The sequence below is a fragment of the Bacillus sp. GW823-FHT06A11 genome (assembly GCF_058795355.1).
The window spans coordinates 87,503-112,000 of record NZ_JBXAHS010000006.1 but is presented as its reverse complement, the minus strand read 5'-3'; the positions used below and the strand labels follow the sequence as shown (position 1 = coordinate 112,000).

General features: G+C 36.5%; 25 protein-coding genes. 20 read left to right on the top strand and 5 right to left on the bottom strand.

What is annotated here, in order from left to right; translation table 11 throughout:
* Nucleotides 1-296: 296 nt before the first annotated feature.
* Nucleotides 297-1,679: an APC family permease gene (locus AC1Q8L_RS24230; protein WP_141544101.1), complete on the top strand. Its 1,383-nt coding sequence runs from the start codon at nucleotides 297-299 to the stop codon at nucleotides 1,677-1,679.
* A 74-nt stretch (nucleotides 1,680-1,753) separates the two neighbouring features.
* Here the strand turns inward: AC1Q8L_RS24230 and AC1Q8L_RS24225 are convergent, their stop codons facing one another.
* From AC1Q8L_RS24225 to AC1Q8L_RS24215, 3 genes are read right to left on the bottom strand one after another with little or no spacing between them, the layout of a single operon-like run.
* Nucleotides 1,754-2,890 (bottom strand): Ger(x)C family spore germination protein, encoded by a 1,137-nt coding sequence (locus tag AC1Q8L_RS24225; RefSeq protein ID WP_001252187.1) that lies wholly within the window; start codon nucleotides 2,888-2,890, stop codon nucleotides 1,754-1,756.
* Nucleotides 2,891-3,988, bottom strand: coding sequence for an endospore germination permease (locus AC1Q8L_RS24220; RefSeq protein WP_000166524.1), 1,098 nt, complete (start codon nucleotides 3,986-3,988; stop codon nucleotides 2,891-2,893).
* Nucleotides 3,985-5,523: a spore germination protein gene (locus AC1Q8L_RS24215; protein ID WP_000534549.1), complete on the bottom strand. Its 1,539-nt coding sequence runs from the start codon at nucleotides 5,521-5,523 to the stop codon at nucleotides 3,985-3,987. The genes AC1Q8L_RS24220 and AC1Q8L_RS24215 overlap by 4 nt, the downstream gene beginning before the upstream one ends.
* Before the next feature lie 298 nt (nucleotides 5,524-5,821).
* On the opposite strand from AC1Q8L_RS24215, the gene fdhF reads away from it, so the two are divergent.
* From fdhF to AC1Q8L_RS24130, 17 genes are all read left to right on the top strand, one after another.
* A complete protein-coding gene (gene fdhF, locus AC1Q8L_RS24210; protein WP_098311795.1) occupies nucleotides 5,822-8,761 on the top strand; it encodes a formate dehydrogenase subunit alpha in 2,940 nt (979 codons plus the stop codon).
* Between the two features lie 12 nt (nucleotides 8,762-8,773).
* Nucleotides 8,774-9,256, top strand: coding sequence for a helical membrane plugin domain-containing protein (locus AC1Q8L_RS24205; RefSeq protein WP_000729897.1), 483 nt, complete (start codon nucleotides 8,774-8,776; stop codon nucleotides 9,254-9,256).
* A gap of 115 nt (nucleotides 9,257-9,371) precedes the next feature.
* Nucleotides 9,372-9,716: a Na-translocating system protein MpsC family protein gene (locus AC1Q8L_RS24200; RefSeq protein ID WP_000039582.1), complete on the top strand. Its 345-nt coding sequence runs from the start codon at nucleotides 9,372-9,374 to the stop codon at nucleotides 9,714-9,716.
* 16 nt (nucleotides 9,717-9,732) lie between these two features.
* The gene (fdhD, locus tag AC1Q8L_RS24195) at nucleotides 9,733-10,530 is read left to right on the top strand and encodes a formate dehydrogenase accessory sulfurtransferase FdhD (RefSeq protein WP_000802685.1); all 798 of its coding nucleotides are present in this window, start codon (nucleotides 9,733-9,735) and stop codon (nucleotides 10,528-10,530) included.
* Between the two features lie 16 nt (nucleotides 10,531-10,546).
* Nucleotides 10,547-11,563 carry a GTP 3',8-cyclase MoaA gene (moaA, locus tag AC1Q8L_RS24190; RefSeq protein ID WP_000844119.1) on the top strand — a complete coding sequence of 339 codons (1,017 nt, stop codon included), beginning with the start codon at nucleotides 10,547-10,549 and terminating at the stop codon, nucleotides 11,561-11,563.
* Between the two features lie 190 nt (nucleotides 11,564-11,753).
* On the top strand, nucleotides 11,754-12,533 hold the full coding sequence (locus tag AC1Q8L_RS24185) for a formate channel (protein ID WP_000863998.1): 780 nt from the start codon (nucleotides 11,754-11,756) through the stop codon (nucleotides 12,531-12,533).
* Nucleotides 12,534-12,557: 24 nt separating this feature from the next.
* Entirely contained in the window at nucleotides 12,558-13,574 is a 1,017-nt protein-coding gene (locus AC1Q8L_RS24180; protein WP_061660592.1) for a molybdopterin-synthase adenylyltransferase MoeB, read from the top strand.
* Nucleotides 13,575-13,591: 17 nt separating this feature from the next.
* Nucleotides 13,592-14,899, top strand: coding sequence for a molybdopterin molybdotransferase MoeA (locus AC1Q8L_RS24175; protein WP_098311796.1), 1,308 nt, complete (start codon nucleotides 13,592-13,594; stop codon nucleotides 14,897-14,899).
* Nucleotides 14,880-15,344: a molybdopterin synthase catalytic subunit MoaE gene (moaE, locus tag AC1Q8L_RS24170; protein ID WP_000529383.1), complete on the top strand. Its 465-nt coding sequence runs from the start codon at nucleotides 14,880-14,882 to the stop codon at nucleotides 15,342-15,344. The genes AC1Q8L_RS24175 and moaE overlap by 20 nt, the downstream gene beginning before the upstream one ends.
* Before the next feature lie 4 nt (nucleotides 15,345-15,348).
* Nucleotides 15,349-15,585, top strand: coding sequence for a molybdopterin converting factor subunit 1 (gene moaD, locus AC1Q8L_RS24165; RefSeq protein ID WP_000628507.1), 237 nt, complete (start codon nucleotides 15,349-15,351; stop codon nucleotides 15,583-15,585).
* Between the two features lie 72 nt (nucleotides 15,586-15,657).
* Nucleotides 15,658-16,707 (top strand): P-loop NTPase, encoded by a 1,050-nt coding sequence (locus AC1Q8L_RS24160; protein WP_000956196.1) that lies wholly within the window; start codon nucleotides 15,658-15,660, stop codon nucleotides 16,705-16,707.
* Between the two features lie 15 nt (nucleotides 16,708-16,722).
* Nucleotides 16,723-16,947 (top strand): hypothetical protein, encoded by a 225-nt coding sequence (locus AC1Q8L_RS24155; protein ID WP_000752378.1) that lies wholly within the window; start codon nucleotides 16,723-16,725, stop codon nucleotides 16,945-16,947.
* Between the two features lie 42 nt (nucleotides 16,948-16,989).
* On the top strand, nucleotides 16,990-17,388 hold the full coding sequence (locus tag AC1Q8L_RS24150) for a hypothetical protein (protein WP_000367304.1): 399 nt from the start codon (nucleotides 16,990-16,992) through the stop codon (nucleotides 17,386-17,388).
* Nucleotides 17,389-17,570: 182 nt separating this feature from the next.
* Nucleotides 17,571-17,819, top strand: coding sequence for a DUF1294 domain-containing protein (locus tag AC1Q8L_RS24145; protein WP_000871349.1), 249 nt, complete (start codon nucleotides 17,571-17,573; stop codon nucleotides 17,817-17,819).
* 92 nt (nucleotides 17,820-17,911) lie between these two features.
* A complete protein-coding gene (gene rarD / locus AC1Q8L_RS24140; protein WP_000535541.1) occupies nucleotides 17,912-18,853 on the top strand; it encodes an EamA family transporter RarD in 942 nt (313 codons plus the stop codon).
* A gap of 79 nt (nucleotides 18,854-18,932) precedes the next feature.
* Complete coding sequence (locus tag AC1Q8L_RS24135; protein WP_000447821.1) at nucleotides 18,933-19,358, top strand: divergent PAP2 family protein; 426 nt, start codon at nucleotides 18,933-18,935, stop codon at nucleotides 19,356-19,358.
* Nucleotides 19,359-19,457: 99 nt separating this feature from the next.
* Nucleotides 19,458-21,311 (top strand): terpene cyclase/mutase family protein, encoded by a 1,854-nt coding sequence (locus AC1Q8L_RS24130; protein ID WP_098311797.1) that lies wholly within the window; start codon nucleotides 19,458-19,460, stop codon nucleotides 21,309-21,311.
* A 73-nt stretch (nucleotides 21,312-21,384) separates the two neighbouring features.
* On the opposite strand, the gene AC1Q8L_RS24125 is transcribed toward AC1Q8L_RS24130, so the two are convergent.
* Nucleotides 21,385-21,534: a YfhD family protein gene (locus AC1Q8L_RS24125; protein ID WP_001035815.1), complete on the bottom strand. Its 150-nt coding sequence runs from the start codon at nucleotides 21,532-21,534 to the stop codon at nucleotides 21,385-21,387.
* A gap of 133 nt (nucleotides 21,535-21,667) precedes the next feature.
* Here AC1Q8L_RS24125 and fabG point away from each other — a divergent pair, with 133 nt between their 5' ends.
* Nucleotides 21,668-22,408 carry a 3-oxoacyl-ACP reductase FabG gene (gene fabG / locus AC1Q8L_RS24120; protein ID WP_000395038.1) on the top strand — a complete coding sequence of 247 codons (741 nt, stop codon included), beginning with the start codon at nucleotides 21,668-21,670 and terminating at the stop codon, nucleotides 22,406-22,408.
* 50 nt (nucleotides 22,409-22,458) lie between these two features.
* On the opposite strand, the gene dhaS is transcribed toward fabG, so the two are convergent.
* Complete coding sequence (gene dhaS, locus AC1Q8L_RS24115; RefSeq protein WP_098311798.1) at nucleotides 22,459-23,943, bottom strand: aldehyde dehydrogenase DhaS; 1,485 nt, start codon at nucleotides 23,941-23,943, stop codon at nucleotides 22,459-22,461.
* 273 nt (nucleotides 23,944-24,216) lie between these two features.
* On the opposite strand from dhaS, the gene AC1Q8L_RS24110 reads away from it, so the two are divergent.
* Nucleotides 24,217-24,495: a YhdT family protein gene (locus tag AC1Q8L_RS24110; RefSeq protein ID WP_000656237.1), complete on the top strand. Its 279-nt coding sequence runs from the start codon at nucleotides 24,217-24,219 to the stop codon at nucleotides 24,493-24,495.
* Nucleotides 24,496-24,498 lie beyond the last annotated feature (3 nt).

Here is a 24,498-nt window from a genome sequence, read left to right as displayed (position 1 = left end):
AATTATGTATAAAAATAACATTTGATACATAATCAACCGATTATTTTTGAGTGATTTATTATTGACAATATAATTAATTGTATGATAAATTCAATCAGCATTCTTAATGGTTTTTTGGTATGATTAATATTTTGAAAATTCAATACGGTATAAAGAGATTGAATTTTCTGTTTTTTTATGAGGTGGGTTACTAAGTCTATAGGGGAAGTGAACTATGTATATTTTTATTTTTAAAATAGAACAGTAATAAAGAATGTAACAAGTAAGAGATAAACTTGAAAAAGAGGTTTCAAAGAATGAGTCTTTTCATAAAGAAAGCAATGGATGAAGAAAAGAAAAAAGTATTGAATCAAACTTTAGGAGCGATTGATTTAACTCTTTTAGGTATTGGAGCAATTATTGGTACAGGTATTTTCGTATTAACTGGTATTGTAGCAGCGAAACATGCTGGTCCGGCGATTGTATTATCTTTTGTATTAGCGGCAATTATATGTGCATGTGTAGCTTTCTGTTATGCTGAATTTGCATCTACAGTTCCAGTTTCGGGAAGTGTATATTCATATACATATATGACACTAGGTGAGATTTTTGCATTTATAGTTGGCTGGTGTGTTATGCTGGAGTATTTATTAGCGACTTCTGCGGTTGCAGCAGGCTGGTCAGCATATTTTCAGTCATTGCTACTAGGTTTTAATATTCACATTCCTACGGTTTTTGCTTCGGCACCAGGAATGGGGAAGGGTGGAATCATTGATTTACCAGCAGTTCTTATTATTTTAGTTGTTACATTTTTATTAAGCCGTGGTGCAAAAGAAAGTGCACGAATTAATAATATAATGGTTATTATTAAACTGGCTGTTATTGTAGGATTTATTGTTGTAGGGACACAATATGTAAGACCAGAGAATTGGCAACCATTTCTACCGTTTGGTTTTCACGGTGTGGTAGGGGGCGCTGCTACTGTATTTTTTGCTTTTTTAGGATTTGATGCAGTTGCAACAGCCGCAGAGGAAGTGAAGCGTCCACAACGTAACGTGCCAATTGGGCTACTTGTTTCCTTGTTCATTTGTACCGTTCTATATGTAGGTGTTTCATTCGTGCTAACTGGAATGGTTCCGTTTACGGAATTAAATGTTGCTGATCCGGTTGCATATGCGTTGCGCACTGTAGGAGAAGATAGAATTGCTGGGTTGTTATCGGTGGGAGCGATAGCGGGGCTAACAACAGTTCTGTTAGTAGCTATGTTTGCATTTGTTCGTGTATCTTACTCGATGAGTCGAGATGGACTGTTACCAAAAAGACTTTCAAGTGTCCATAAACGTTTACAAACTCCATTTTTTAATACGTGGGTTACAGGTATACTAGCAGCTTTATTAGCGGGATTAGTGGATTTGAATTTATTAGCTAATTTAGTGAATATGGGAACGATAACAGCATTTGTGTTTGTATCTATAGCTGTCATTGTATTAAGAAAGACGCATCCTGATATGAAGAGGCCATTCCGTGCCCCTCTAGTACCTTTTTTCCCTATCGTTTCAATAGTAAGTTGTATATATTTGGCTTTGAACCTTTCTAAGCTTACTTTAATTAGTTTTGTGGCATGGATTATAATAGGCGTTTTCATATATTTTGTATATGCTAAAAAACATAGTAATGTTAGAAATGGAAATAGAGTATAGTCCATTGAAATAATACTTGTAATGGAAATGAAAACACGCTACTTATTCATATAAGAACAAGTAGCGTGTTTTTTCTATTTAATAATCCCATTTTCTAAAATTTTAATAGTTGGTGCCACTTTCACATTAGCTTTTGAAAAGGAACTTGGCCAATCATCTTCAACTTGTTTCCATTCTTCATATTGAAACGCTCTCGCATAATCACCAAATCCGAATGGATCAAGCTGCTGTTTTTGAATTTTGTGGATTAAATCGTTTAAATCATTGTTTAGTTGTTTTGTAATAAGAGAAGTTAATTTTTTTCTATCATTTTCTATATCCATGTTGAATGTAAGTTCAGATACGGCAATTTTTAAATCCATTTTAATATTAAATTTGAAGCGGTTATCGCTATAGTCTGTACCGATATCATGACTCATACTAAGAACATTTATTGTTATAAAATCGTCGCCTTTTGTATCTTTTAGATGGCTATTACTTTCAACTAAATTAGAGGGGATTTTCATTGTAAGTGAAACGGGTATATTAGCTTTCTTTTGCACCATAAGAAGAAGGGCACTTTCGTAGCGATTTAAAGACATCTTATAAGTTCCACGAGAGGTTAATAGTGCCGAACCGGTAACAATAACATCTTTCTTCCCTTTTTTTATTTCTGAAATAGCAGGAGTTACGCCTTTATTAAAAGTTTGTCTATGAAATTCATGGAATGTCGTAAACACGGTCCGATTGTATAGTTTGTTCGTATTAATTAAATCTGTTAAATATTCAGGAAGAGCAGGCTTATCTTTGAAATTATTATATATAACAGAAGAAATGGGGCCATCTACTGCAACCATGCGCATATTCCCTGTATTTTTAGGGTCGCGATACCAAACATCCAGATAAGGCATAGCTCCTTCTTGTTTTAAAAAATTCGTGCTAAACAATATAAGCTGTAACTTTTCTGTGGACACTAAACCGCTGCTTGAACTGTTAAACGTATCTTTTGCTTCTCGGGGTGTATGTACTTTCGCTTTATGAATTTCGTACTTTTTCTCTACATCTTCATTGAAAATAGGGTTTACGTGATACACAATTAATTTTCCTTTTGCTTTTGCGTCAAAACCGTAAATTAATGAGATGGATTGTTTTTCTAAATCAAGCCGATCTTCACAACCTGCTAAAAAAATTATGAGAAAACAAAATATAATAAAATGAATAAAGCGTCTCATTTAAACTTTTCTCCTTTTCCAATGCTGATAAAGTGTCATGTATAAGAGAAATACAACTGGGAATAGAAAAACGATAAAATAACTAGCAGTTCCCCAAAATTCCCGCAACGAACTTATCTGATAAGAAGAAGGGATATAAAAGAATAAGATGAAAATACACCCGAATAATAAAAAATAAATAGGTAATGAACTGCCTTTTTTGTTAAGTAATTGATTAATACCATCTGAAGCAGTAAAAATATAAGGAATACAGGAATCAAAAATAATAAAGAGATAAAATGACAAAAAGATAATTTCAAACCGCTCAAGAAATGAGAAATGAAACGGTGTAACAAGAGAAAGAGTTGGCCATAAAAACTTTGTTATACCATCTGGACTAAAATAAATAAAAGAAACGAACGTGATTTGAAGATAAATAAATAACGTAATCAAATTTGCAATAACAATTCCTTTTTTTGCAGATGCTTTGTTAGTTAAATAAGGATAAAGGACAAACGCAAACTCGAATCCGAGAAACGCAATGATAGTTGATTTTACGGTGTTTATAATTGGTAGCCATCCTTCCTTGATAAGAGGAAGAAGATATATAAAATGCCCATCTTTAAGAGGAATAAATAATAATAATGGCATCCAAAGTGTAAAGATGACAGTGAAAACAGCAAAACGACTAATAATAAGTGCTCCTTTACATGCAAGCATAAGCATTGGAATAGATAGCAAAATCATAATTAAAGACATAGGAGATCTAGGTAAAATCCAAATATGAATAACGTATAAGAGGGAAAAAATTAAGGAAACAGCTGCGAGTACAGCATATAAAATCCAAAAAATCATTACTACTCTTCCTAGCCATTTTCCAAGATAGCGTATCAGCACATCAAGTAAAGTATATCCTGGATGTTTTTCCATGATTTTTACAATACATAGACTGACTAAAGTAGTAATGACACATCCGATAATAATAGACATCCAGCCATCTGTATTCGCTCCTTGTGCAACTTCACGCGGGAGTGTAAGTACGCCGAATCCGACTTGAACACCACTAATAGTTAAAATGTATTGAAATAAAGTGATTTCCCTCTTTGCACGTTTTGTCACTTATTCTCCTCCTTTTCCTCAACATCTCTTTGCCGGTTATCTTGTTTTAATTGTAGAGATAGTGGCCGTTTCTTCATAATCTTCCAGGGGAAACGTACAAGGGTATCTTTTAAATCCGAAGCATATGACGGAGAAAAAGGACTACCATATGGCACACCAAGTGATTCCATAGAAAGAATATGGATGATAATGATTGCCATTCCAACCATAATTCCAATGACGCCAAATAAAGAGGCAGCTATCATCATTGGGAATCGAAGAAGCCGAATTCCTGCTGACATTTCTAAGTTAGGAATAATGAAAGAGGCAACCGCAGTAATTGATACGACGATAACCATAACGTTACTAACAATCCCAGCTTGAACCGCAGCTTGTCCAATTACAATTCCTCCTACGACGCCGATTGTTTGTCCAACAGGCCCAGGAAGCCGAATCGCTGCTTCTCGGAGCATTTCGAGAACTAATTCCATTAATAAAGCTTCTAATATGGGGGGAAAAGGAATTTTGGCTCGAGATTCTCCAATCGTTAACAACAATTTGAGCGGAATCACTTCATAATGGAAGGAAATCATAGCAATATAAAGAGCAGGAGCAAATATTGCAATAAATAACCCAGTGAAACGAAGGAGTCGTATAAAAGATGGAATCATAGGTCTGAAGCTGTAATCATCTATCGTCTGAAAAAAGGATGAAAAGGTCATCGGTCCTATTAATACGCCTGGTGAGCGATCTACAACAACAGCAATTCGCCCATTCAAAATATGATGTGCCGTTGTGTCAGGACGTTCAGTGATAGACAATTGTGGGAAGAGAGTATAGGAATTATCTTCAACAAATCCTTCTAATTCACCGGTAGTAAGAATAGCATCTACTTTGATTGATTCAATGCGGCAGGCCATATCTTGTACAACATCTTCGTTTGCAACATCTGCAAGATAAAGTAAAAAAACTTTAGAGGTTGCTCGTTCGCCAACAGTGAATCCCTTCACTTTTAATTCGCGATTTGGAATATAGCGACGAATAAGTGCGATACTATCACTTGCCACTTCATTAAATCCTTCGTGTGAGCTTTTTATGGAAGTCTCTGTTGTAGGTTCTTCAATACTCCTTTTTGGCGCCGCTTGCGTATCTAGTTCTAAAGCTGATAATTGCCCGTTTATAAATAAAATACTTTTGCCATGTAAGAGAGATTGCTCAATGTCTATCCACTTCTGAACTTTTTTAATATTCCCTATAGAAACAGAAGATTCCCAAAAATCATCTTCATTCCATTCTTTAAATAAGAGAGGACGAAGAATATCTACATTAATAACAGTTTTATCTACAAGTCCTTCCATATATATAAGAGCAGCTTCTTTTCCGTTTTTTAACGGGAAAGTGCGTGTAATTAATTCTGGAATACCACTAAATAATTTGGATAAGTGTTTAAGATTAAGCGGCATGGAGGAAGAAATTTCTTTATTTAATACAGTTTCAGATTGCTCATGAGTAGAGAAAGATTTTTCGCCCCTTATCCATTTTCGAAAAGATCCCATATATTCACCTTATTCCTCGTTGAACTTTATATGGGTTATTATGGATAGTTACATACAGACATATGCGCAGTTTAAAATTTATATTGTATATTTGTACATTTAACGCTATAATTATAGTGTTAAAGATGGAATCGTGATATGACCTGTTATGAATCTATCGTTTTATTTATGAATAAATGGATTGGTATTTTAGCAAGATGTGCTAATAAACTACTCCACCATGATGATAGCGTGCCCAAAATGTGGTGCGTATATTTTCGTGGTGGAGTTTTTTTATTCTCAAAAAGGGGGAGAGACCATGAATGACAACATGGTTCATATTACAATTGACGGAAAAAAGTATACAGCGGAGCCTGGTTCAACGATATTGGGTGTTATTAATGAGAACGGGATTGAACATCCGCAAATTTGTTACGTGCCAGAAGTAGATCCTATTCAAACATGTGACACTTGTATTGTAGAAGTTGACGGAAAGTTAATGCGTTCTTGTTCGACGATAGCAACGGAAGGTATGGACATTGAACGTGCTTCTGTTCGCGCAAAAGAAGCACAAACAGAGGCGATGGATCGGTTACTAGAAAATCATTTATTATACTGTACAGTATGTGACAACAACAATGGGAACTGTAAACTGCATAATACAGCAGAATTAATGGAAATTGAACATCAAAAATATCCTTATGAACCGAAAGTAGATGTAAGTGAAGTTGATATGACGCATCCGTTTTATCGCTATGACCCTAATCAATGTATTGCATGCGGTCAATGCGTTGAGGTGTGTCAAAACTTACAAGTAAATGAAACGTTATCGATAGACTGGGAAGCGGAACGCCCACGAGTTATTTGGGATGAAGGAGTAAATATTAATGATTCTTCATGCGTTAGCTGTGGTCAATGTGTAACGATTTGCCCTTGTAACGCTTTAATGGAGAAAACGATGCTCGGTGAAGCTGGATTTATGACGGGATTAAAACCAGATATTCTTGAACCGATGGTAGATTTAATTAAAGAAGTTGAGCCTGGATATAGCGGTATTTTTGCGGTATCAGAAGTGGAAGCGGCCATGCGTGATACTCGTACGAAGAAAACGAAAACAGTATGTACATTTTGTGGTGTAGGTTGTTCGTTTGAAGTGTGGACGAAGGGGCGTAAAATCCTTAAAGTACAGCCATCTTCAGATGCACCAGTTAACGCAATTTCCACTTGTGTAAAAGGGAAATTTGGTTGGGATTTCGTAAATTCTAAAGAACGAATTACAAAACCTTTAATTCGTAAAAATGGAACGTTTGTTGAATCTACATGGGAAGAAGCACTGAATGTAGTTGCAAATAAATTAGGTACTATTAAAGAAGAGTACGGTAAAGGTTCTATCGGATTTATTTCTTCCTCTAAAATTACAAATGAAGATAATTATGTAATTCAAAAATTAGCTCGACAAGTATTTGGAACGAATAATATTGATAACTGCTCACGTTATTGCCAATCACCAGCAACGGATGGTTTGTTCCGTACAATTGGTATGGGCGGTGATGCAGGAACGATTAAAGATATTGCGCAATCTGGTCTTGTTATTGTTGTAGGATGTAATCCGACAGAAGGTCATCCTGTTTTAGCTACACGTATTAAACGTGCACATAAATTACACGGACAAAAGTTAATTGTAGCTGATCTTCGTAAAACAGAAATGGCAGAGCGATCAGATGTCTTTATTAGTCCAAAACAAGGAACAGATCAAGTTTGGTTAATGGCTGTTACAAAATATATGATTGATCGAGGTTGGCATGATCAGGAATTTATTAATGAGAATGTAAACTTCTTTGAAGATTTCAAAGAAAGTCTAGAAGAATATACACTTGCATATGCAGAAGAAGTAACAGGTATTTCAAAAGAAACACTTATTCAAATGGCTGAAATGATTCGTGATGCAGATGGTACATGTATCCTTTGGGGTATGGGGGTAACGCAAAATACAGGTGGTTCTGATACTTCCGCTGCAATTTCAAACTTACTTCTTGCAACAGGGAACTATCGTCGTCCAGGAGCAGGTGCATACCCACTTCGAGGTCACAATAACGTACAAGGTGCTTGTGATATGGGTACTTTACCAGGATGGCTTCCAGGATATCAGCACGTTACTAACGAAATGGAACGTGCGAAATTTGAAACTGCTTACGGAGTGAAAATTGATAGTGAACCAGGTCTTAATAATATTGAAATGCTTCACGCAATTGACGAAGGAAAAATGAAAGCAATGTATCTTGTCGGAGAAGATATGGCTCTTGTAGATTCTAATGCGAATCATGTACATGAAGTGTTGTCGAGCCTTGATTTCTTCGTTGTGCAAGATGTTTTCCTTTCTAAAACTGCTCAATATGCAGATGTTGTATTACCAGCAGCGCCATCTCTTGAGAAAGAAGGTACTTTCACAAATACAGAGCGCCGTGTCCAAAGATTATATCAAGTTCTTCCTACGTTAGGAGATGCGAAACCAGACTGGTGGATCGTCCAGGAGGTTGCGAATAAACTAGGGGCAAACTGGAATTATAGCCACCCAAGTGAAATCTTTGCTGAAATGGCAAGTTTATCACCATTATTCTCGCAAGTGAACTATGAAGTGCTTGAAGGATGGAACAGTTTCCATTGGGGAAGTTTTGATGGAACAAATACACCACTTCTGTTCCAAGATGGATTTAACTTCCCAGATAAAAAAGCTCGTTTTGCGATTGCTGACTGGGTACGTCCAGCTGAATTTCCAGCGGAGTTCGACCTTCACATTAACAACGGTCGTATGCTTGAGCATTTCCATGAAGGGAATATGACAAATAAATCAACAGGTATCCAAACGAAAGTACCTGGTGTTTTCGTTGAAATCTCTCCAGACCTTGCAAAAGAACGTGGCGTAAAAACGGGTTCGTTAGTTCGTCTTGTCTCTCCTTTTGGAGCATTAAAATTACGTGCACTCGTTACAGATCGTGTAAAAGCGAATGAGTTATATTTACCGATGAACTCTACAGATAACGAAACGGCAATTAATTTCTTAACAGGTCCTGCTGTGGATGTACGTACGAATACACCTGCGTATAAACAAACGAAAGTGCGTATGAAAGTGTTAGAAGTTGATGGCGAAAATCCGATGCCAAAAGCGAACCCACGCAATAAAAAACGTCACCCTCAAGCTGGAATTGAGGTACATCGTAAGTGGGCACGTCCAGGGTATGTGCATTTAACGGATAAGTAGGAGGAGAAAACTATGGCTGCACCTATAAAAATGATTCAAAAACAAGAATTAACTGAGGAAGAAATAAAACAGCAAAAATTAGATGATTTAAAGGAGCTTTTAACAAATAATGAAGAAGCTCTAAATCAGATGTTTAATATAGTAGGGGAATTAAATGACATTGGAATGCTAGAAGCTGCAAATTCTATGCTGAAAGCGAAAGAACCAATTGCAAAGATTGTTCTAGGTCAAGTAACTCGTGAGCCTGTTACAAATTTAATTAATAATATGATGGGTGCTGCAGGTGCGTTAACTGAACTTGACCCAGAACTTACGAAAAAGCTTATAGGTAGTTTATTAGTCGGGCTAGAAGAAGGTAATGAACATCTAGAAAGTAATAAAAAAGTAGGGGTATTCGATCTTATGAAAGTATTGAAAGACCCAGATATTAACCGCGCTATCGGGTTTGGGCTTCATTTCTTAAAAGGAATGGGGAAAGGGTTAAAAGACGAATAAACTTCATGAAGTGAACCTTTCCGCCCAAATATTTGTAGGAAATAGTTTGGGCGGAAGGCTCATTTTGGTAAAATATATAATAAAGTAAAATGAGGCTTTTGGGAGGTATAATTGTATGTCAAAAAAAGTACATGAATTTAATGATATGATCCGAAAACTTCGAAAGGAACTTTTCGGAAAAGGACCAGAACGAATTCATACTGTTTTTGCGGAAAATATGGCTATAGCGACTCTTTATGGAAACTTAACACCTACTGAAAAATTTATTTCAAGTACGATGGACGGTGCGGAAATGGTTCATATGGCTAGAACGAAAATGATTCAAGAAGTGTATGCTGCGAATTCCCGTGAACATTTGGAGGAACTTGTTGGAGCGAAATTAGTGAATTTGTTTTCAGATATGAAAGTAGAAGAAGATATTGCAGTTTCTGTATTTGTTTTTGATAAAAATATAACGTGAGAGAAGGATACTGATCGTGAAACCGATACAGGTAGAAAGAGAAATCTTTCGTTATGAACAGGGAGCATTTAAGCACATAGAGGACAGCATTGTAACAGAGTTTCCTGTCACCATTAAAATGAACGGACAGGAGTTTGTTACAATGGTTAGTACTCCAGAATATATAGAAGATATGGTAATAGGCTTCTTAGCGTCTGAAGGAATCATTCGGAAGTATGAAGATATTGATAGTGTATGGGTGCAGGAGAAAGAAGGCTTTGTGCATGTAACAACGACAAAAGTAAATCCGTATTATGAACAAATGCAAAATAAACGCTATATTACGTCTTGTTGTGGTATGAGTAGGCAAGGGTTTATTTTTGCAAATGATGCACTAAGTGCAAAAAAAATGAAGGGTGTCCATGTACAGGTTACGGCAGAGGATTGTTTTCGGTTAATGAAAGAAATGCAGCAATCTGCGGATACGTTTCATCATACTGGTGGGGTTCATAATGCAGCTTTATGTGATGTGAATGGTATTATTTTAAGCCGAATGGATATTGGTAGGCATAATGCACTAGACAAAATTTACGGTTATTGTTTAAGAAACGATATTTCTATAAAAGATAAAATCATTGTTTTTAGTGGTCGTATTTCTTCGGAAATATTATTGAAAGTTGCAAAAATCGGTTGTGAAATTATACTATCAAAATCAGCTCCAACTGAGTTAGCTTTGCAACTAGCGGAAGATTTAGGTATTACGACAATAGGATTTATTCGTAATCACTCCTTAAATGTATATACCCATCCAGAACGTGTTTTAAATATAAAATAAAAGTGAGGCAATGAAGATGAAATCAGTTACATTAGACAAGTTGCAACGTCCGTTAAAGGATTTACGTATTTCAGTTACTGATCGCTGTAATTTTCGCTGCCGATATTGTATGCCAGAAGAAATATTTGGTCCTGATTACTCGTTTTTGTCTAATGATAAAATTTTATCTTTTGATGAGATTGAAAGGATAACACGTATTTTTGTTTCTTTAGGTGTAAGAAAGTTACGAATTACGGGCGGAGAACCGTTACTTCGAAGAGGTCTTCCAAAGCTTATTGAGCGCCTTAATAAAATTGATGGTGTAGAAGATATCGGTTTAACAACCAATGGATCGTTACTTAAAAAGTTTGCTCCTGATTTATATAAGGCGGGACTATCACGTGTAACAGTTAGCTTAGATTCCTTGGAAGAAGATCGGTTTTTCTATTTAAATGGTAATAGGAGCAAAGTGCAAAGGGTTCTGGAAGGAATACAGGCTGCTGCTGAAGTTGGTATGAAAATTAAAATAAATATGGTCGTTCAAAAAGGGAAAAATGAACAAGATATTTTGCAGATGGCGCAATACTTTAAAGAAAATAAGCATATTCTTCGGTTTATTGAGTATATGGATGTTGGGAATTATAATGGCTGGGAGTTAGGTGAAGTTATTTCCAAACAAGAAATAGTAGATACGATTCATCAAGTTATGCCGTTAGAACGGATAGAAGCAAATTATTCTGGTGAAGTGGCTACTAGGTATCGTTATATAGGAAGCGATGAGGAAATAGGTATTATTTCATCAGTAACAGATTCTTTTTGCTCATCATGTACGAGAGCTCGTATTTCTGCAGAAGGAAAATTATATACTTGCTTATTTGCTTCTAAAGGAAATGATTTAAGAGAATTGCTTCGTTCTGAACATACAGATGAGGACATTACAGATGTAGTACGCGATATATGGAATAATAGGGAAGATCGTTATTCAGATGAACGCTTAAATCATACAAATAAGAAAGCAATACCTAAAATTGAAATGTCACATATCGGTGGTTAATATATAAAGCTAGCTTCATAGTGAAAAATGGAAAATTTACAAGAGTTGTGGATTTTCTATTTTATAGTAAAAGTGATGATTGATATCTCTGTAAAAGATGTGCAGAGAAATTAAGCAGCATTCAAAAACCTTTATTTGAGGAGGTTTTTTGAAGCTGCTTTTTTATTTGGAGAAAATGGAGGAATGGGTAATGGCATTTCATAAGCCGGAACAAATTGCTGAGCTTGTCATTGAGGCCGGTGTTCAAAAAGTAAGACAGACATTGCCAGCGATGCTTATTCTCGGTTTTTTAGGAGGAGCGTTTATTGCGATAGGTTTTTTACTTAACATTCGAGTTTTAGGGAATTTACCTGAGCGCTGGGGAAGTCTAGTGAATGTTTTAGGAGGAGCAGTATTTCCTGTTGGACTCATGCTCGTAGTATTAGCAGGAGGAGAATTAATTACGGGAAATATGATGTCACTGTCTATGGCGCTTTATGCAAAGAAAATTACATTGATAAGTGTACTGAATAACTGGGTTTGGATTACTCTCATGAATTTTATTGGGGCAATTTTTGTTGCGTATTGCTTTGGGCATCTTGGCGGATTAACAGAGGGAGAGTATTTAAATAAAACGGTAGCGATAGCGGAAGGGAAGTTACATGAATCATTTGGGAGAACTTTAATTTTAGCAATTGGTTGTAATTGGCTCGTTTGTCTTGCTCTTTGGCTCGCTTACGGGACGAGTGATTTTGTCGGAAAAATCATCGGAATTTGGATTCCAATTATGGCATTTGTAGTGATTGGATTTCAGCAAGTAGTAGCAAATATGTTTGTCATTTCCGCTGTTATTTTTGCTGGTCATCTAACGTGGATGGATTTGGCTAAAAATTTTGTTCCTGTTTTTATCGGGAATGTAATTGGAGGAGCTGGGTTTGTTGGTTTTGCTTACTTTGCTTGTTATCAGAAACAACATTCTAATATGAAATAGAGTTCTTGAGAGGAAGGGTATGTAATGGCTGATCGGTATTCACGACAACAGTTGTTCAAACCAATTGGGAGTAAAGGACAAGAAAAAATTCGAAATAAACATGTGTTAATTGTAGGGGCAGGCGCATTAGGAAGTGCAAGTGCCGAAAGTTTCGTACGTGCAGGTGTTGGCAAGTTGACGATTATTGATCGTGACTACGTTGAATGGAGTAATTTACAAAGGCAACAATTGTACTCTGAACAAGATGCGAGAGAGAAAATGCCGAAAGCAATTGCTGCAAAAAATCGGTTAGAACAAATTAATTCGGAAGTACAAATACATGCTTTCGTAATGGATGCAACTTCAGAAAATATGAAAGGTCTATTAAAAAATGTAGATGTAATCATTGATGCAACAGATAATTTTGATATTCGATTTGTAATAAATGATTTATCACAAAAACATAATATTCCTTGGGTATATGGTTCTTGCGTTGGATCGTATGGTATGAGTTATACAATTATTCCGCAAGAGACACCGTGTTTACATTGTATGCTGAAAAATATTCCTGTTACAGGTGTGACATGTGATACCGCTGGAATTATTAGTCCGACTGTTCAAATCGTCGCAGCATATCAAGTGGCAGAAGCACTCAAAATTTTAGTGGGAGATTTCTCAGCAATTAGAAAAACATTTTTCATGTTTGATATATGGAGTAATCAAAATCATTTTATAAAATTAGGGAAAATAAAAACAGACACTTGTCTCTCATGCGGTTTGAATCGAACTTATCCTTATTTATCATACGAAAATCAAACGAAAGCAGCTGTTTTATGCGGAAGAAATACAGTTCAAATTAGAACAGTAGACAATAGGAAATACAATTTTGATGATATAGAAAAAGTATTACAAAAACTGGGGGAAGTAGATCGGAATCCGTATTTACTATCTTGCCAATTCGATGATTACCGCGTGGTTGTTTTTCGAGATGGTCGTGTTTTTATTCATGGTACAAATGATGTTTCGAAAGCGAAACAACTATATTATCGCGTATTCGGTTAATAGAGAGGGTGTCAACAATGGAAAGAAGAGTGCCAATTACGGTTGAAGAAGCTGTTCGTAAAGTGATGGGATTTGCTGATAAAGGCTTAAAGGAGCTATTACCAATTGAATTAGCTTATGGACGTATATTAGCAGAGGATTTAGTAGCTGACCATGATGTACCGTCATTTAATCGTTCGCCGTATGACGGATTTGCTATTCGAGCAGAAGATACTAATTTAGCAAGTTATGAAACGCCAATTGTATTTGAAGTAGTGGGTGAAATTGGTGCAGGATCGCTATTCCATGAGAAAGTAGGTCCGTTTCAAGCAGTTCGAATTATGACGGGAGCACAAATTCCGAATGGCTGTGATGCGGTTGTTATGTTAGAGCTGACTAGTCAATATGAGAAGAATGGCAACAATTATATGGAAGTGAAGCGATCATTCAAAACGGGCGACAATATTTCTTTTCAAGGTGAAGATGCTCGTAAAGGAACGGTTCTTGCAAAGAAAGGATCGTACATTAATCCAGGTATTTCAGCTCTTCTTGCTACATTCGGTTATAGTGAAGTACCAGTTGCGAGAAAGCCTGTAATTGGACTGTTAGCGACTGGGAGTGAATTGCTCGATGTCGATGATTCATTACAGCCAGGGAAAATCCGAAACAGTAATACGTATATGATATTGTCTCAAATTCGAAGAGCGGGCGGCAGAGTAAAATATTTTGGGAAGTTTAGTGATGATTTTAATACGTGTTTTACAGCTGTGAAAGAAGCGCTTGGCCAAGTAGATATGTTAATTACAACGGGCGGTGTATCAGTAGGAGATTATGATTATTTACCAGCTATTTACGAAAAGTTAGGTGCATCTGTTCTTTTTAATAAAGTTGCAATGCGACCAGGAAGTGTTACGACTGTAGCACAATTAAATGGCAAGTTATTATTTGGTTTATCAGGAAATCCATCAGCTTGTTATGTAGGGTTTGAATTATTCGTAAGACCGTGTATTCGGACGTATATGTTTAGTGAAAAAGTACATTTAAAAAGAGAAAAAGCGTTATTAGGAGAAGATTTTCTAAAACCGAATCCATTTACAAGATTTGTACGAGCAAAATTGCAATATGATGAGGGGAAATTAATCGTTTATCCATCAGGGTTTGATAAATCTAGCTCAGTTTCTTCATTGGCAGAATCAAATGCGTTTATCGTATTGCCGGGCGGGACAAGAGGATATAAAAAAGATATGTTTGTTGATGTTCTTTTATTAGAAGATAACGAAGGTAGTGAATGGCCTTGGACATTTCATAAAGTGAGAGGTGGTTCTAATGGGACAAGCGCTATTTGAAATTGTAGATAATCCGATTTTAGTTGAAGAAGTAACGAATAAAGTCGCAAGAAGGGAAGCAGGTGCGATTACAACATTTATTGGTACGGTGAGAGAATTAACAAAAGGAAAACGAACGCTACATTTAGAGTATGAAGCATATAAACCGATGGCAGTAAAACAACTTATGAGAATTGGTGAAGAGATTAGTGAAAGATGGCCGGATGTAAAAGTAGCAATTACGCACCGTGTAGGGCGGCTAGAAATAATGGATATTGCGGTAGTCATAGCAGTTTCATCACCGCATCGTAAAGTAGCTTATGAAGCGAATGAGTACGCGATTGAACGTATAAAACGAATTGTTCCAATTTGGAAAAAAGAATTTTGGGAAGATGGAACGATGTGGATTGGAGATCAACTTGAAAACACACCATATCCAGAAGGAAAACCAAAGAAGGAAGAATGAGAAAATGATTACAATTTTATTATTTGCAAATTTGAGTGAGGAAGTTGGATCGGATCGATTAGTAATTTCAGAAAAGCAAGAAATGACAGTGCAGCAATTAAAAGAATGGCTCAAAGTCAGCTATTGTTTAAAATCGCTGGATAAAGTGATGGTGGCTGTTAATGAGGAGTTTGTAATGAATGAAGAGATGATAAAGGCTGGAGATATAGTCGCATTAATCCCGCCCGTTAGCGGCGGGTAATAAGCTTTTTCACCAGATGAAGCGCCAAGAAGATGTTGTATATAAATTAGAATAAGAGAAGGGATGAGTTCCATGCTTACTAAAGAACAAATAATGAATGCATTAAAACATGTAGAGGATCCAGAGTTACACAAAAGTGTTGTAGAATTAAATATGGTTAGAAATATACAAATGAACGGAACAGAGGTTAAACTTGAAGTAGTACTAACAATCCAAGGTTGTCCATTAAAAGCAAAAATTCAACAAGATATTGAAGAATCACTTCACGCAATTGGTGCTTCTAAAGTGGAGATAACATTTGGTTCTATGACACAAGAAGAACGTGCAGCTTTAACAGAGAAGTTAAAGAAAAATACTAGAACAGAAACTGGTATGCCGAGCATGCTTCGCACGGATTCAGGAGTACGTTTTATTACTGTAACGAGCGGAAAAGGCGGAGTTGGAAAATCAACGGTGACAATTAATCTTGCAACTGCACTAGCTCGTATGGGGAAAAAAGTGGGGATATTAGATGCGGATATATATGGTTTTAGTATTCCAGCTATGATGGAAACGAATAAGAAACCAACGATGATTGATCAAACGGCAATTCCAGTCATTAGTCACGGTGTTAAAATCATGTCGATGGGATTTTTTACAGAAGGAAATAACCCAGTTATGTGGCGCGGTCCGATGCTAAATAAATGGATTCAAAATTTCCTTGCGAATACGCACTGGGGAGAATTAGATTATTTATTACTTGATTTACCACCAGGTACAGGAGATGTTGCGATTGATGTTGCAGCGATGATTCCGCAAGCGAAAGAAATAATTGTTACAACTCCGCACAATGTAGCTTCATTCGTTGCTTCAAGAGTCGGTGTAATGGCAAAACATACGAAGCATGAGATTTTAGGTATTGTGGAAAATATGGCTTATTATGAAGAGCAAGATGGATCGAAAAATTATCTCTTCGGAAAAGGCGGTGGCGAAATGTTAGCAGAACAATTGCAAACAGAAGTAATCGCACAAGTACCTTTTGCAAAACGTGAAGAAAATAGCGGTTCATCTGTATATGATGAAGATTCTCTTGTTGGAGAAGTGTTTACATCGTTAGCTGAGGATATTATTTATAGAGGATAGAGGGGGAAGTTTAGTATGGCGTGTAACATTGATCATTCTATTGAAGATGTGATGAATAAGCTCGAAAGTCAAAAGAATTCTTTACCTGAAGGGATCTTTAAAGAGTTAAAGAGTTTTTTACAAGGTAATCATTCGCAGAAATTATTAAATGATATTTTTCACCTTCTAAAAAAGTATGATTTAGTCAGTGAGGAAGAACGAGAGACGAGAAACGCACAATTATTGCACATTTTGAATTAAGTACTCTTTGGCTTTAGAATTTTTTCAGAAGGGGTGAATGTGATGGATATGAAAAAGATGATTGAAACGATAGAAGTAACTAGAGTGACTGACGAGGAATTATCGATTTCGAATTTACATCCAAAGCTTGTGAAGTTGTATAGTCAAAAAGATAGTACAGAGTATACGAAGCTATTAAAATATATTTTATCATTATCCGTGCAGTTGAAGCTGAATCTCGTATTGAAATATTTTGGTGTGCGTCCGATTGTTGCTGCAGACGAGCGTATGCAATTTCAAGAGATATTTAAATGCTTAGCTAAGAAAGATGAGAATGGGGAATGGTTTCTAAATTTGGTTTCTTTATATGTAGGGCTAATTGTAGTTCTTCATTTTGAGGAGAAAGTGATTGAGAGCAGTTTTTTTGATGATATGGTAGTGGGTGAATGTAATGAAATATAAGATTCTGCTCATAACATTTTTCTATTTAAATGCTTTAATTGCGATTTTAGTTGGTTTTGTAAATATGAAGGTAACTAATTAAGAAAAAGGAATGAAACTAGTTTGATAAAAAGAGTTCTTCAGTTGTTTCCGGCGTTTTTTCGTGTTACCATTAAGCGAATTTTTCATAAGGAGAGAAAGCGATGAAATGGATTTATTTTCTTATTATTAACGTTATAGCTTTTAGCCTTATGGGGCTTGATAAACGAAAAGCAAAGAAGAAACAGTGGAGAACGCCAGAAAGTACGCTGTTTTTATCAGCGGCAGCTGGGGGAGCAGTTGGAGCTTGGATCGGTATGTATATGTTTCATCATAAAACTCATAAAAAGAAATTTGTTTTCGGCATACCGTTACTTGTTGTAATAACGGTATGTTTATTATTCGTTGTATGAGAAATGTCGAAAGAAATGCAGATTGATTATTGGTAAAGTGAGCATGTGAGACCGTATAATGGAGAAAAAATGAGAAGAGGAGAAAAAGGAAGATGGGGAGTCAATCAGCAGAGCAAAAAAAAGGGATACTATATGCGGCTGGTGCTTATACGATGTGGGGAATTCTACCGATTTATTGGAAATGGGTTGAGGAAGTTCCAGCAGATGAAATATTAGCACACCGCATCGTTTGGGCATTTGTTTTTATGTTACTTGTATTAGGTGTTACGAAGAGGTTTCGCCAGTTTATTGGGGAATTTGTGAATCTTTTTAAACGACCTAAATTATTAATGTCATTAACAATAGCTTCAGTCTTGATTAGCGGAAACTGGTTTGTTTACATATGGGCCGTTAATCATAATCATGTTATTGAAGCGAGTCTTGGCTATTATATTAATCCGCTTATTAGTATTTTACTTGGTACAGTCGTTTTAAAGGAAAAGTTAAACTTTTGGCAATATGTTGCAGTTGGTTTAGCAGGAGTAGGGGTTGTCATTTTAACAGTACGTTTCGGATCTATTCCGTGGGTTTCTCTTTCACTTGCCTTTTCATTTGGATTATACGGATTAACGAAAAAACTGTTAAACTATGATGCCACAATTGGACTTACGATGGAAACGATGTTAGTGACGCCGTTTGCAATCATTTATCTTGTTATGACAGGAGCACATGGTTTCGGCTCATTTGGATCTATTTCAATGTTATCAACGTTACTTTTAATAGGAGCAGGTATTGTAACGGCATTACCACTATTTTATTTTGCAAAAGGAGCACAACTTATTCCGCTTTATATGGTGGGATTTTTACAATATATTGCGCCAACAATTAGCTTAATTTTAGGTGTATTTGTATTTGGTGAACATTTCACATCTACACATATGATTGCATTTTTCTGTATATGGGTTGCTTTATTTGTATTCTCGGTAGCGAAGACAAAGTTTTTAGTGCAGAAACAACCGAAATTTATAAAAAATAAATCAGCAAAAGTATCATAATGCGTAGTATTTTCTACGCATTTTTCTTTATACTGATACTATATAGGATTTCCATCATAGCTAGTAGGGAGCTGAGAACGTGGAAACAATTTTACATAATGATCCGCTTATGGCCGCTGTAATTTCATGGTTTTTAGCACAATTAACGAAAGTAGTCTTTAAATTAGTCAAAACGGGTGAATTTGATTTTGCAAAGTTTTTCGCTTCAGGTGGGATGCCGAGTTCTCATGCTTCAACTGTTACAGCACTTGCTACAGGAGTTGGGGTAGTAGAAGGTGTGGAAAGCTCGATGTTTGCGGTTGCTACTATTTTTGCCATTATTGTTATGTATGATGCTTCAGGAGTAAGGCTTGCAGTAAGTAAACAAGCAAAAATATTGAATGAGTTTTTTCACGGTAGAGAAACAGAATATAAGAAGTTAAATGAACTTGTTGGGCATACACCGTATGAAGTAGTAGTTGGTGCTTTATTAGGGATTATTGTCGGAGTAGGATATTGTTTATGAGCGGAACATTTTATATGTTCTGCTTTTCTTTGTTTTTATACATATTCAGCTACCTTTTTGAATATCGTTATACGGATTTCGAAAGGGTGGGTGAGTAACTTGTTATTATATGAAAAAGTGCATGAAGAAATAGCGAGAAGAACAACTGCACTTCAAACAATGCAACGGCAAGATGGTACGTGGCAGTTTTGTTTTGAAGGAGCGCCACTAACAGATTGTCATATGATTTTTTTATTAAAATTATTAGGTAGAGATAAAGAGATAGAACCGTTTGTAAAAAGATTAGCATCACTTCAAACAAATGAAGGAACATGGAAATTGTATGAAGATGAAATGGGTGGTAATTTATCTGCTACAATTCAATCTTATGCTGCCTTACTTGCATCGGAAAAATATACAAAAGAAGATGCGAATATGAAGCGAGCGGAAATGTTTATAAATGAGCGCGGGGGGGTAGCGCGTGCTCATTTTATGACGAAGTTTTTATTAGCAATTCATGGAGAATATGAATACCCTTCTCTCTTTCATTTGCCAACACCAATTATGTTTCTGCAGAATGATTCCCCTCTCAGTATTTTTGAACTGAGTAGCTCAGCACGTATTCATTTAATTCCGATGATGTTGTGTTTAAATAAAAGATTTCGAGTAGAGAAAAAGTTATTGCCAAATTTAAATCATATTGCAGGCGGGGGCGGAGGATGGTTTCGGGAGGACCGATCTCCGGTTTTTCAAACGTTAGTAAGTGACGTGAAGAAAATTATAACGTATCCACTTTCTTTGCATCATAAAGGATATGAGGAAGTAGAACGTTTTATGAAAGAGCGTATTGATGAAAATGGAACATTATATAGTTACGCAACTGCCTCGTTTTATATGATTTATGCTTTACTTGCATTAGGACATTCTATTCAATCACCAATTATTCAGAAGGCTATAACGGGAATCACATCTTATATATGGAAGATGGAGAGAGGGAGCCATTTGCAAAACTCTCCGTCAACTATATGGGATACAGCTTTACTCAGTTATGCTTTGCAAGAAGCTCAAGTTCCGAAAGCAAGTAAAGTGATTCAAAATGCATCAGCGTATTTACTAAGAAAACAGCAAACAAAGAAAGTAGATTGGAGTGTACATGCACCGGATCTCTTCCCAGGTGGTTGGGGCTTTTCGGATGTGAATACGACGATTCCAGATATTGATGATACAACTGCTACGTTAAGAGCATTGGCGCGAAGTAGAGGGAACGAAAATGTAGACAATGCTTGGAAGCGAGCGGTTAATTGGGTTAAAGGATTGCAAAATAATGATGGTGGTTGGGGGGCTTTTGAAAAAGGCGTAACGAGCCGTATATTAGCAAATTTACCAATCGAAAATGCAAGTGATATGATTACAGATCCTTCTACACCAGATATTACAGGAAGAGTGTTAGAATTTTTCGGGACGTATACGCAAAATCAATTGCCCGAGAAACAAAAACAAAGTGCGATAAATTGGTTAATGAATGTACAAGAGGAAAATGGATCGTGGTATGGGAAATGGGGAATTTGTTATATATATGGTACGTGGGCAGTGTTGACGGGTTTACGGTCACTCGGAATACCATCTAGCGATCCATCATTGAAACGAGCAGCTTTATGGCTTGAACATATACAGCATGAAGATGGTGGCTGGGGAGAATCTTGCCAAAGTAGTGTGGAAAAAAGATTTGTTACTTTGCCATTTAGTACACCATCCCAAACAGCATGGGCGTTAGATGCCCTCATTTCTTACTATGATAAAGAAACGCCAGTCGTTCGCAAAGGTATTTCATATTTGCTCTCCAACCCTTATGTAAATGAAAAATATCCTACTGGAACAGGCTTGCCAGGTGGGTTTTATATTCGTTATCATAGTTATGCTCATATATATCCGTTGCTTACTTTGGCTCATTATGCAAAAAAATATAGAAAATAAACCGAGAGATGTCTCTCGGTTTATTTTGTTGGGTAGTAGGTCCCTTTTGAAAAGAATAAGGTTGTGATGTACCTTATTTTTCGGTTGATTGGCGTTTTTGACGTGCATCAGCGGCATTTGCACGTGCGTTTGCTTCTAAGTCATTGTGGTCAGCGAGTTCGCGAGAGAACTCAACATCAATGCCATCAGTTGCTTTGCTTTGTTTGAAATTCTTTTTGTTCATTCGACATAATCTCCTTGCACTTTATGCGACGTTGCAAAGTTAGTTTGACACAAATAGACTTTTTTATACAAAGAGGAATTGAAAAGCAAAAAGCCGAAATATACAGTATAAGTAATAGAAATGGGGGATAGGAATGGAGTTTTTAAATGGGAAAACAGCTGTTGTAACAGGAGCTGCACAGGGAATTGGAAAAGAGATTGCAAGGGTTTATGCAAAACTAGGGGCGAAAGTATTAATTAGCGATGTAAATGAAGAGAATCTACAAAAAACGACACGTGAGTTATCAGATGAAGGATATGAAGTGTGCTCATATCGATGTGATGTGAGTAATCAAAATGAAGCGAAGTCGTTAATTGAATATGCGGTTCAAAAATTCGGTACATTACATATTTTGGTGAATAACGCCGGGATTACAAGAGATGCAATGTTACATAAAATGGAGAAGTCTGCTTGGGAACAAGTATTACAAGTGAACTTAACTGGTGTTTTTTATTGTATGCAACCAGCGCTTCTTTACATGAGACAACAAGGGTATGGACGCATTATTAATATATCTTCAATTAGTAGAGAAGGAAACATAGGTCAAGCAAATTATGCGGCTACAAAGGCAGGAGTTGTCGGTTTAACGAAAACAGCAGCGAAAGAAGTTGGAAGCTTCGGTATTACTTGTAATGCGATTTGTCCGGGTTTTATGGATACAGATATGACAAAAACGATACCAGATAAAGTGAAAGAAAAGATGGTTGGTGCTATTCCAGTTGGTAGAATTGGAACGCCAGAAGATATTGCGAACGCAGCAGCTTTTTTAGCATCAGAATACGCATCTTATATTACAGGTGAAGTATTAAATGTGAGCGGAGGACTGCAAGTTTAAAGGAATACATAATGAAAAGAACCTGACTAGGTAGGTCAGGTTCTTTCTCATTAATTTAAGTTAAGCCAAACGCTCTTTACTTCTGTATAGTTATTTAATGCGTAAGATCCCATTTCACGGCCAAGACCAGATTGTTTAAATCCTCCAAATGGAGATGCTGCATCAAAGACGTTATAACAGTTTACCCATACTGTACCTGCACGTACTTTACTTGCAACATAGTGTGCTGTTTTAACATTTTCTGTCCACACACCAGCCGCTAAGCCGAATTGTGATTTATTTGCACGTTCAATTACTTCATCAATATCGTTAAACGGTATTGCAGAAATAACTGGACCGAAAATTTCTTCTTTTGCGATCGTCATTTCATCATTTACGTCAGCGAATACTGTAGGAGAAACGAAGTAGCCTTGATCGAATGGATTACTTCCTCCGCATAGTACTTCAGCTCCTTCTTCAATCCCTTTTTCAATGTAGCCCATTACACGTTTTTGTTGTTCTTCAGAAACGAGAGGACCAATTGTTGTTTCAGGGTTAAGACCGACACCTTGATTTAGTTTTTTAGAATAGAGGACGAGATCAGCCATGACATTATCATACATTTTCTTCGGAACAAATAAGCGTGACCCAGCAGAGCATACTTGTCCTTGGTTAAACATAACACCAGAAAGTGCACCAGGAATCGCGCGAGATAAATCAGCATCTGGCAAGATGATATTTGGTGATTTGCCGCCTAATTCAAGTGTAACGCGTTTTAATGATTCGGATGCTTGTCGCATAATTTGTTTACCGACAGGAGTAGAACCGGTAAATGCAATTTTATCAACGAGTGGATGATTAACGAGAGCTTGTCCAGCTGATTCACCGAATCCAGGTACGATATTAATAACACCTTTCGGGAATCCAGCTTCTTCAATTAATTCAGCTAAGTATAGAGCAGATAGTGGAGTTTGTTCTGCAGGTTTTAAAACGATTGTACATCCTGTAGCAAGCGCTGCTCCCATTTTCCACATTGCCATAAGAAGCGGGAAGTTCCAAGGGATAATTTGACCAACGACACCAACAGCTTCATGGCGTGTATAGTTAAAGTAATCACCGGAAACAGGAATTGTTTGACCAACGATTTTCGTAGCCCATCCAGCGTAATAGCGCATATGCTCAATTGCAAGTGGTATGTCTGCTGCCATTGTTTCACGGATTGGTTTTCCGTTATCTAATGTTTCGAGCTGTGCAAGCTCTTCTTTATGTTCTTCCATTAGATCAGCTAACTTGTACATGAGACGGCTTCGCTCAGCAGTGCTCATACGAGACCAAGGACCTTCGTCAAAAGCCATACGAGCTGCGACTACAGCTTTATGAATATCTTCGCGACCAGCTTCAGAAACGACGGCAAGTGTTTCACCAGTTGCTGGGTTAGGTGTTTTAAACGTTTTGCTGGAAGCGCTTTCAACGAAAGATCCATTCACATATAACTTTTTTGTACCTTGAAGAAACTTTTCTACCTTTTCATGAAGATTTACAGCTAGTTGACTCATTGTATAACCCCCTTGAAAATATAATGTAAACGCAGTACGAGACGGCGCTTATTCCGAAATCAAGGATGTGGAAACTAGATGGAAAGCCTCTAATTAAAATCATAATTAATAAATACTGAAAATTCAAATTTCATTTGTGTTACAATTGTAAAAAATATGTAATGTAAGAGAAGCTTCTATATGATTATAAAAAATCCTGCTTGTTTTTGCTTTCTAGTAGGAAAAACTAGAAGAACAATGGTACAATAATACATCGTGAGAGGAGGGGGAAAAATGAAAGATTATCATGATGATCCACGCTTTCGAATAGCCCATAGAGAAGCGTTAATTGGTCTTGGACTTGCTATTATTAATTTTATAATATGGTACGGATTTGCTTATGGGCTTGGTAGTAAAGATCCAAGTGAATATACATATGTATTAGGTTTTCCCGCATGGTTTTTTTATAGCTGTATCGTTGGATTTATCGTTATGGTTATTTTACTTAGTTTAGTTGTTCGTTTTGTATTTCAAGATATTTCACTCGATGAGGAAGAAAAAAGTGAGGAATAATAG

Excerpts from the sequence above, each read along its gene's own strand:
- moaA (WP_000844119.1), top strand. The coding sequence starts at position 10,547 with ATGAAATCAGTTACATTAGACAAGTTGCAACGTCCGTTAAAGGATTTA.
- AC1Q8L_RS24145 (WP_000871349.1), top strand. The coding sequence starts at position 17,571 with ATGAAATGGATTTATTTTCTTATTATTAACGTTATAGCTTTTAGCCTT.
- AC1Q8L_RS24185 (WP_000863998.1), top strand. The coding sequence starts at position 11,754 with ATGGCATTTCATAAGCCGGAACAAATTGCTGAGCTTGTCATTGAGGCC.
- rarD (WP_000535541.1), top strand. The coding sequence starts at position 17,912 with ATGGGGAGTCAATCAGCAGAGCAAAAAAAAGGGATACTATATGCGGCT.
- AC1Q8L_RS24230 (WP_141544101.1), top strand. The coding sequence starts at position 297 with ATGAGTCTTTTCATAAAGAAAGCAATGGATGAAGAAAAGAAAAAAGTA.
- AC1Q8L_RS24155 (WP_000752378.1), top strand. The coding sequence starts at position 16,723 with ATGGCGTGTAACATTGATCATTCTATTGAAGATGTGATGAATAAGCTC.
- AC1Q8L_RS24225 (WP_001252187.1), bottom strand. The coding sequence starts at position 2,890 with ATGAGACGCTTTATTCATTTTATTATATTTTGTTTTCTCATAATTTTT.
- AC1Q8L_RS24125 (WP_001035815.1), bottom strand. The coding sequence starts at position 21,534 with ATGAACAAAAAGAATTTCAAACAAAGCAAAGCAACTGATGGCATTGAT.
- AC1Q8L_RS24175 (WP_098311796.1), top strand. The coding sequence starts at position 13,592 with ATGGAAAGAAGAGTGCCAATTACGGTTGAAGAAGCTGTTCGTAAAGTG.
- moaD (WP_000628507.1), top strand. The coding sequence starts at position 15,349 with ATGATTACAATTTTATTATTTGCAAATTTGAGTGAGGAAGTTGGATCG.
- AC1Q8L_RS24215 (WP_000534549.1), bottom strand. The coding sequence starts at position 5,523 with ATGGGATCTTTTCGAAAATGGATAAGGGGCGAAAAATCTTTCTCTACT.
- AC1Q8L_RS24180 (WP_061660592.1), top strand. The coding sequence starts at position 12,558 with ATGGCTGATCGGTATTCACGACAACAGTTGTTCAAACCAATTGGGAGT.
- moaE (WP_000529383.1), top strand. The coding sequence starts at position 14,880 with ATGGGACAAGCGCTATTTGAAATTGTAGATAATCCGATTTTAGTTGAA.
- AC1Q8L_RS24150 (WP_000367304.1), top strand. The coding sequence starts at position 16,990 with ATGGATATGAAAAAGATGATTGAAACGATAGAAGTAACTAGAGTGACT.
- AC1Q8L_RS24200 (WP_000039582.1), top strand. The coding sequence starts at position 9,372 with ATGTCAAAAAAAGTACATGAATTTAATGATATGATCCGAAAACTTCGA.
- AC1Q8L_RS24110 (WP_000656237.1), top strand. The coding sequence starts at position 24,217 with ATGAAAGATTATCATGATGATCCACGCTTTCGAATAGCCCATAGAGAA.
- AC1Q8L_RS24205 (WP_000729897.1), top strand. The coding sequence starts at position 8,774 with ATGGCTGCACCTATAAAAATGATTCAAAAACAAGAATTAACTGAGGAA.
- AC1Q8L_RS24160 (WP_000956196.1), top strand. The coding sequence starts at position 15,658 with ATGCTTACTAAAGAACAAATAATGAATGCATTAAAACATGTAGAGGAT.
- dhaS (WP_098311798.1), bottom strand. The coding sequence starts at position 23,943 with ATGAGTCAACTAGCTGTAAATCTTCATGAAAAGGTAGAAAAGTTTCTT.
- fdhF (WP_098311795.1), top strand. The coding sequence starts at position 5,822 with ATGAATGACAACATGGTTCATATTACAATTGACGGAAAAAAGTATACA.
- fabG (WP_000395038.1), top strand. The coding sequence starts at position 21,668 with ATGGAGTTTTTAAATGGGAAAACAGCTGTTGTAACAGGAGCTGCACAG.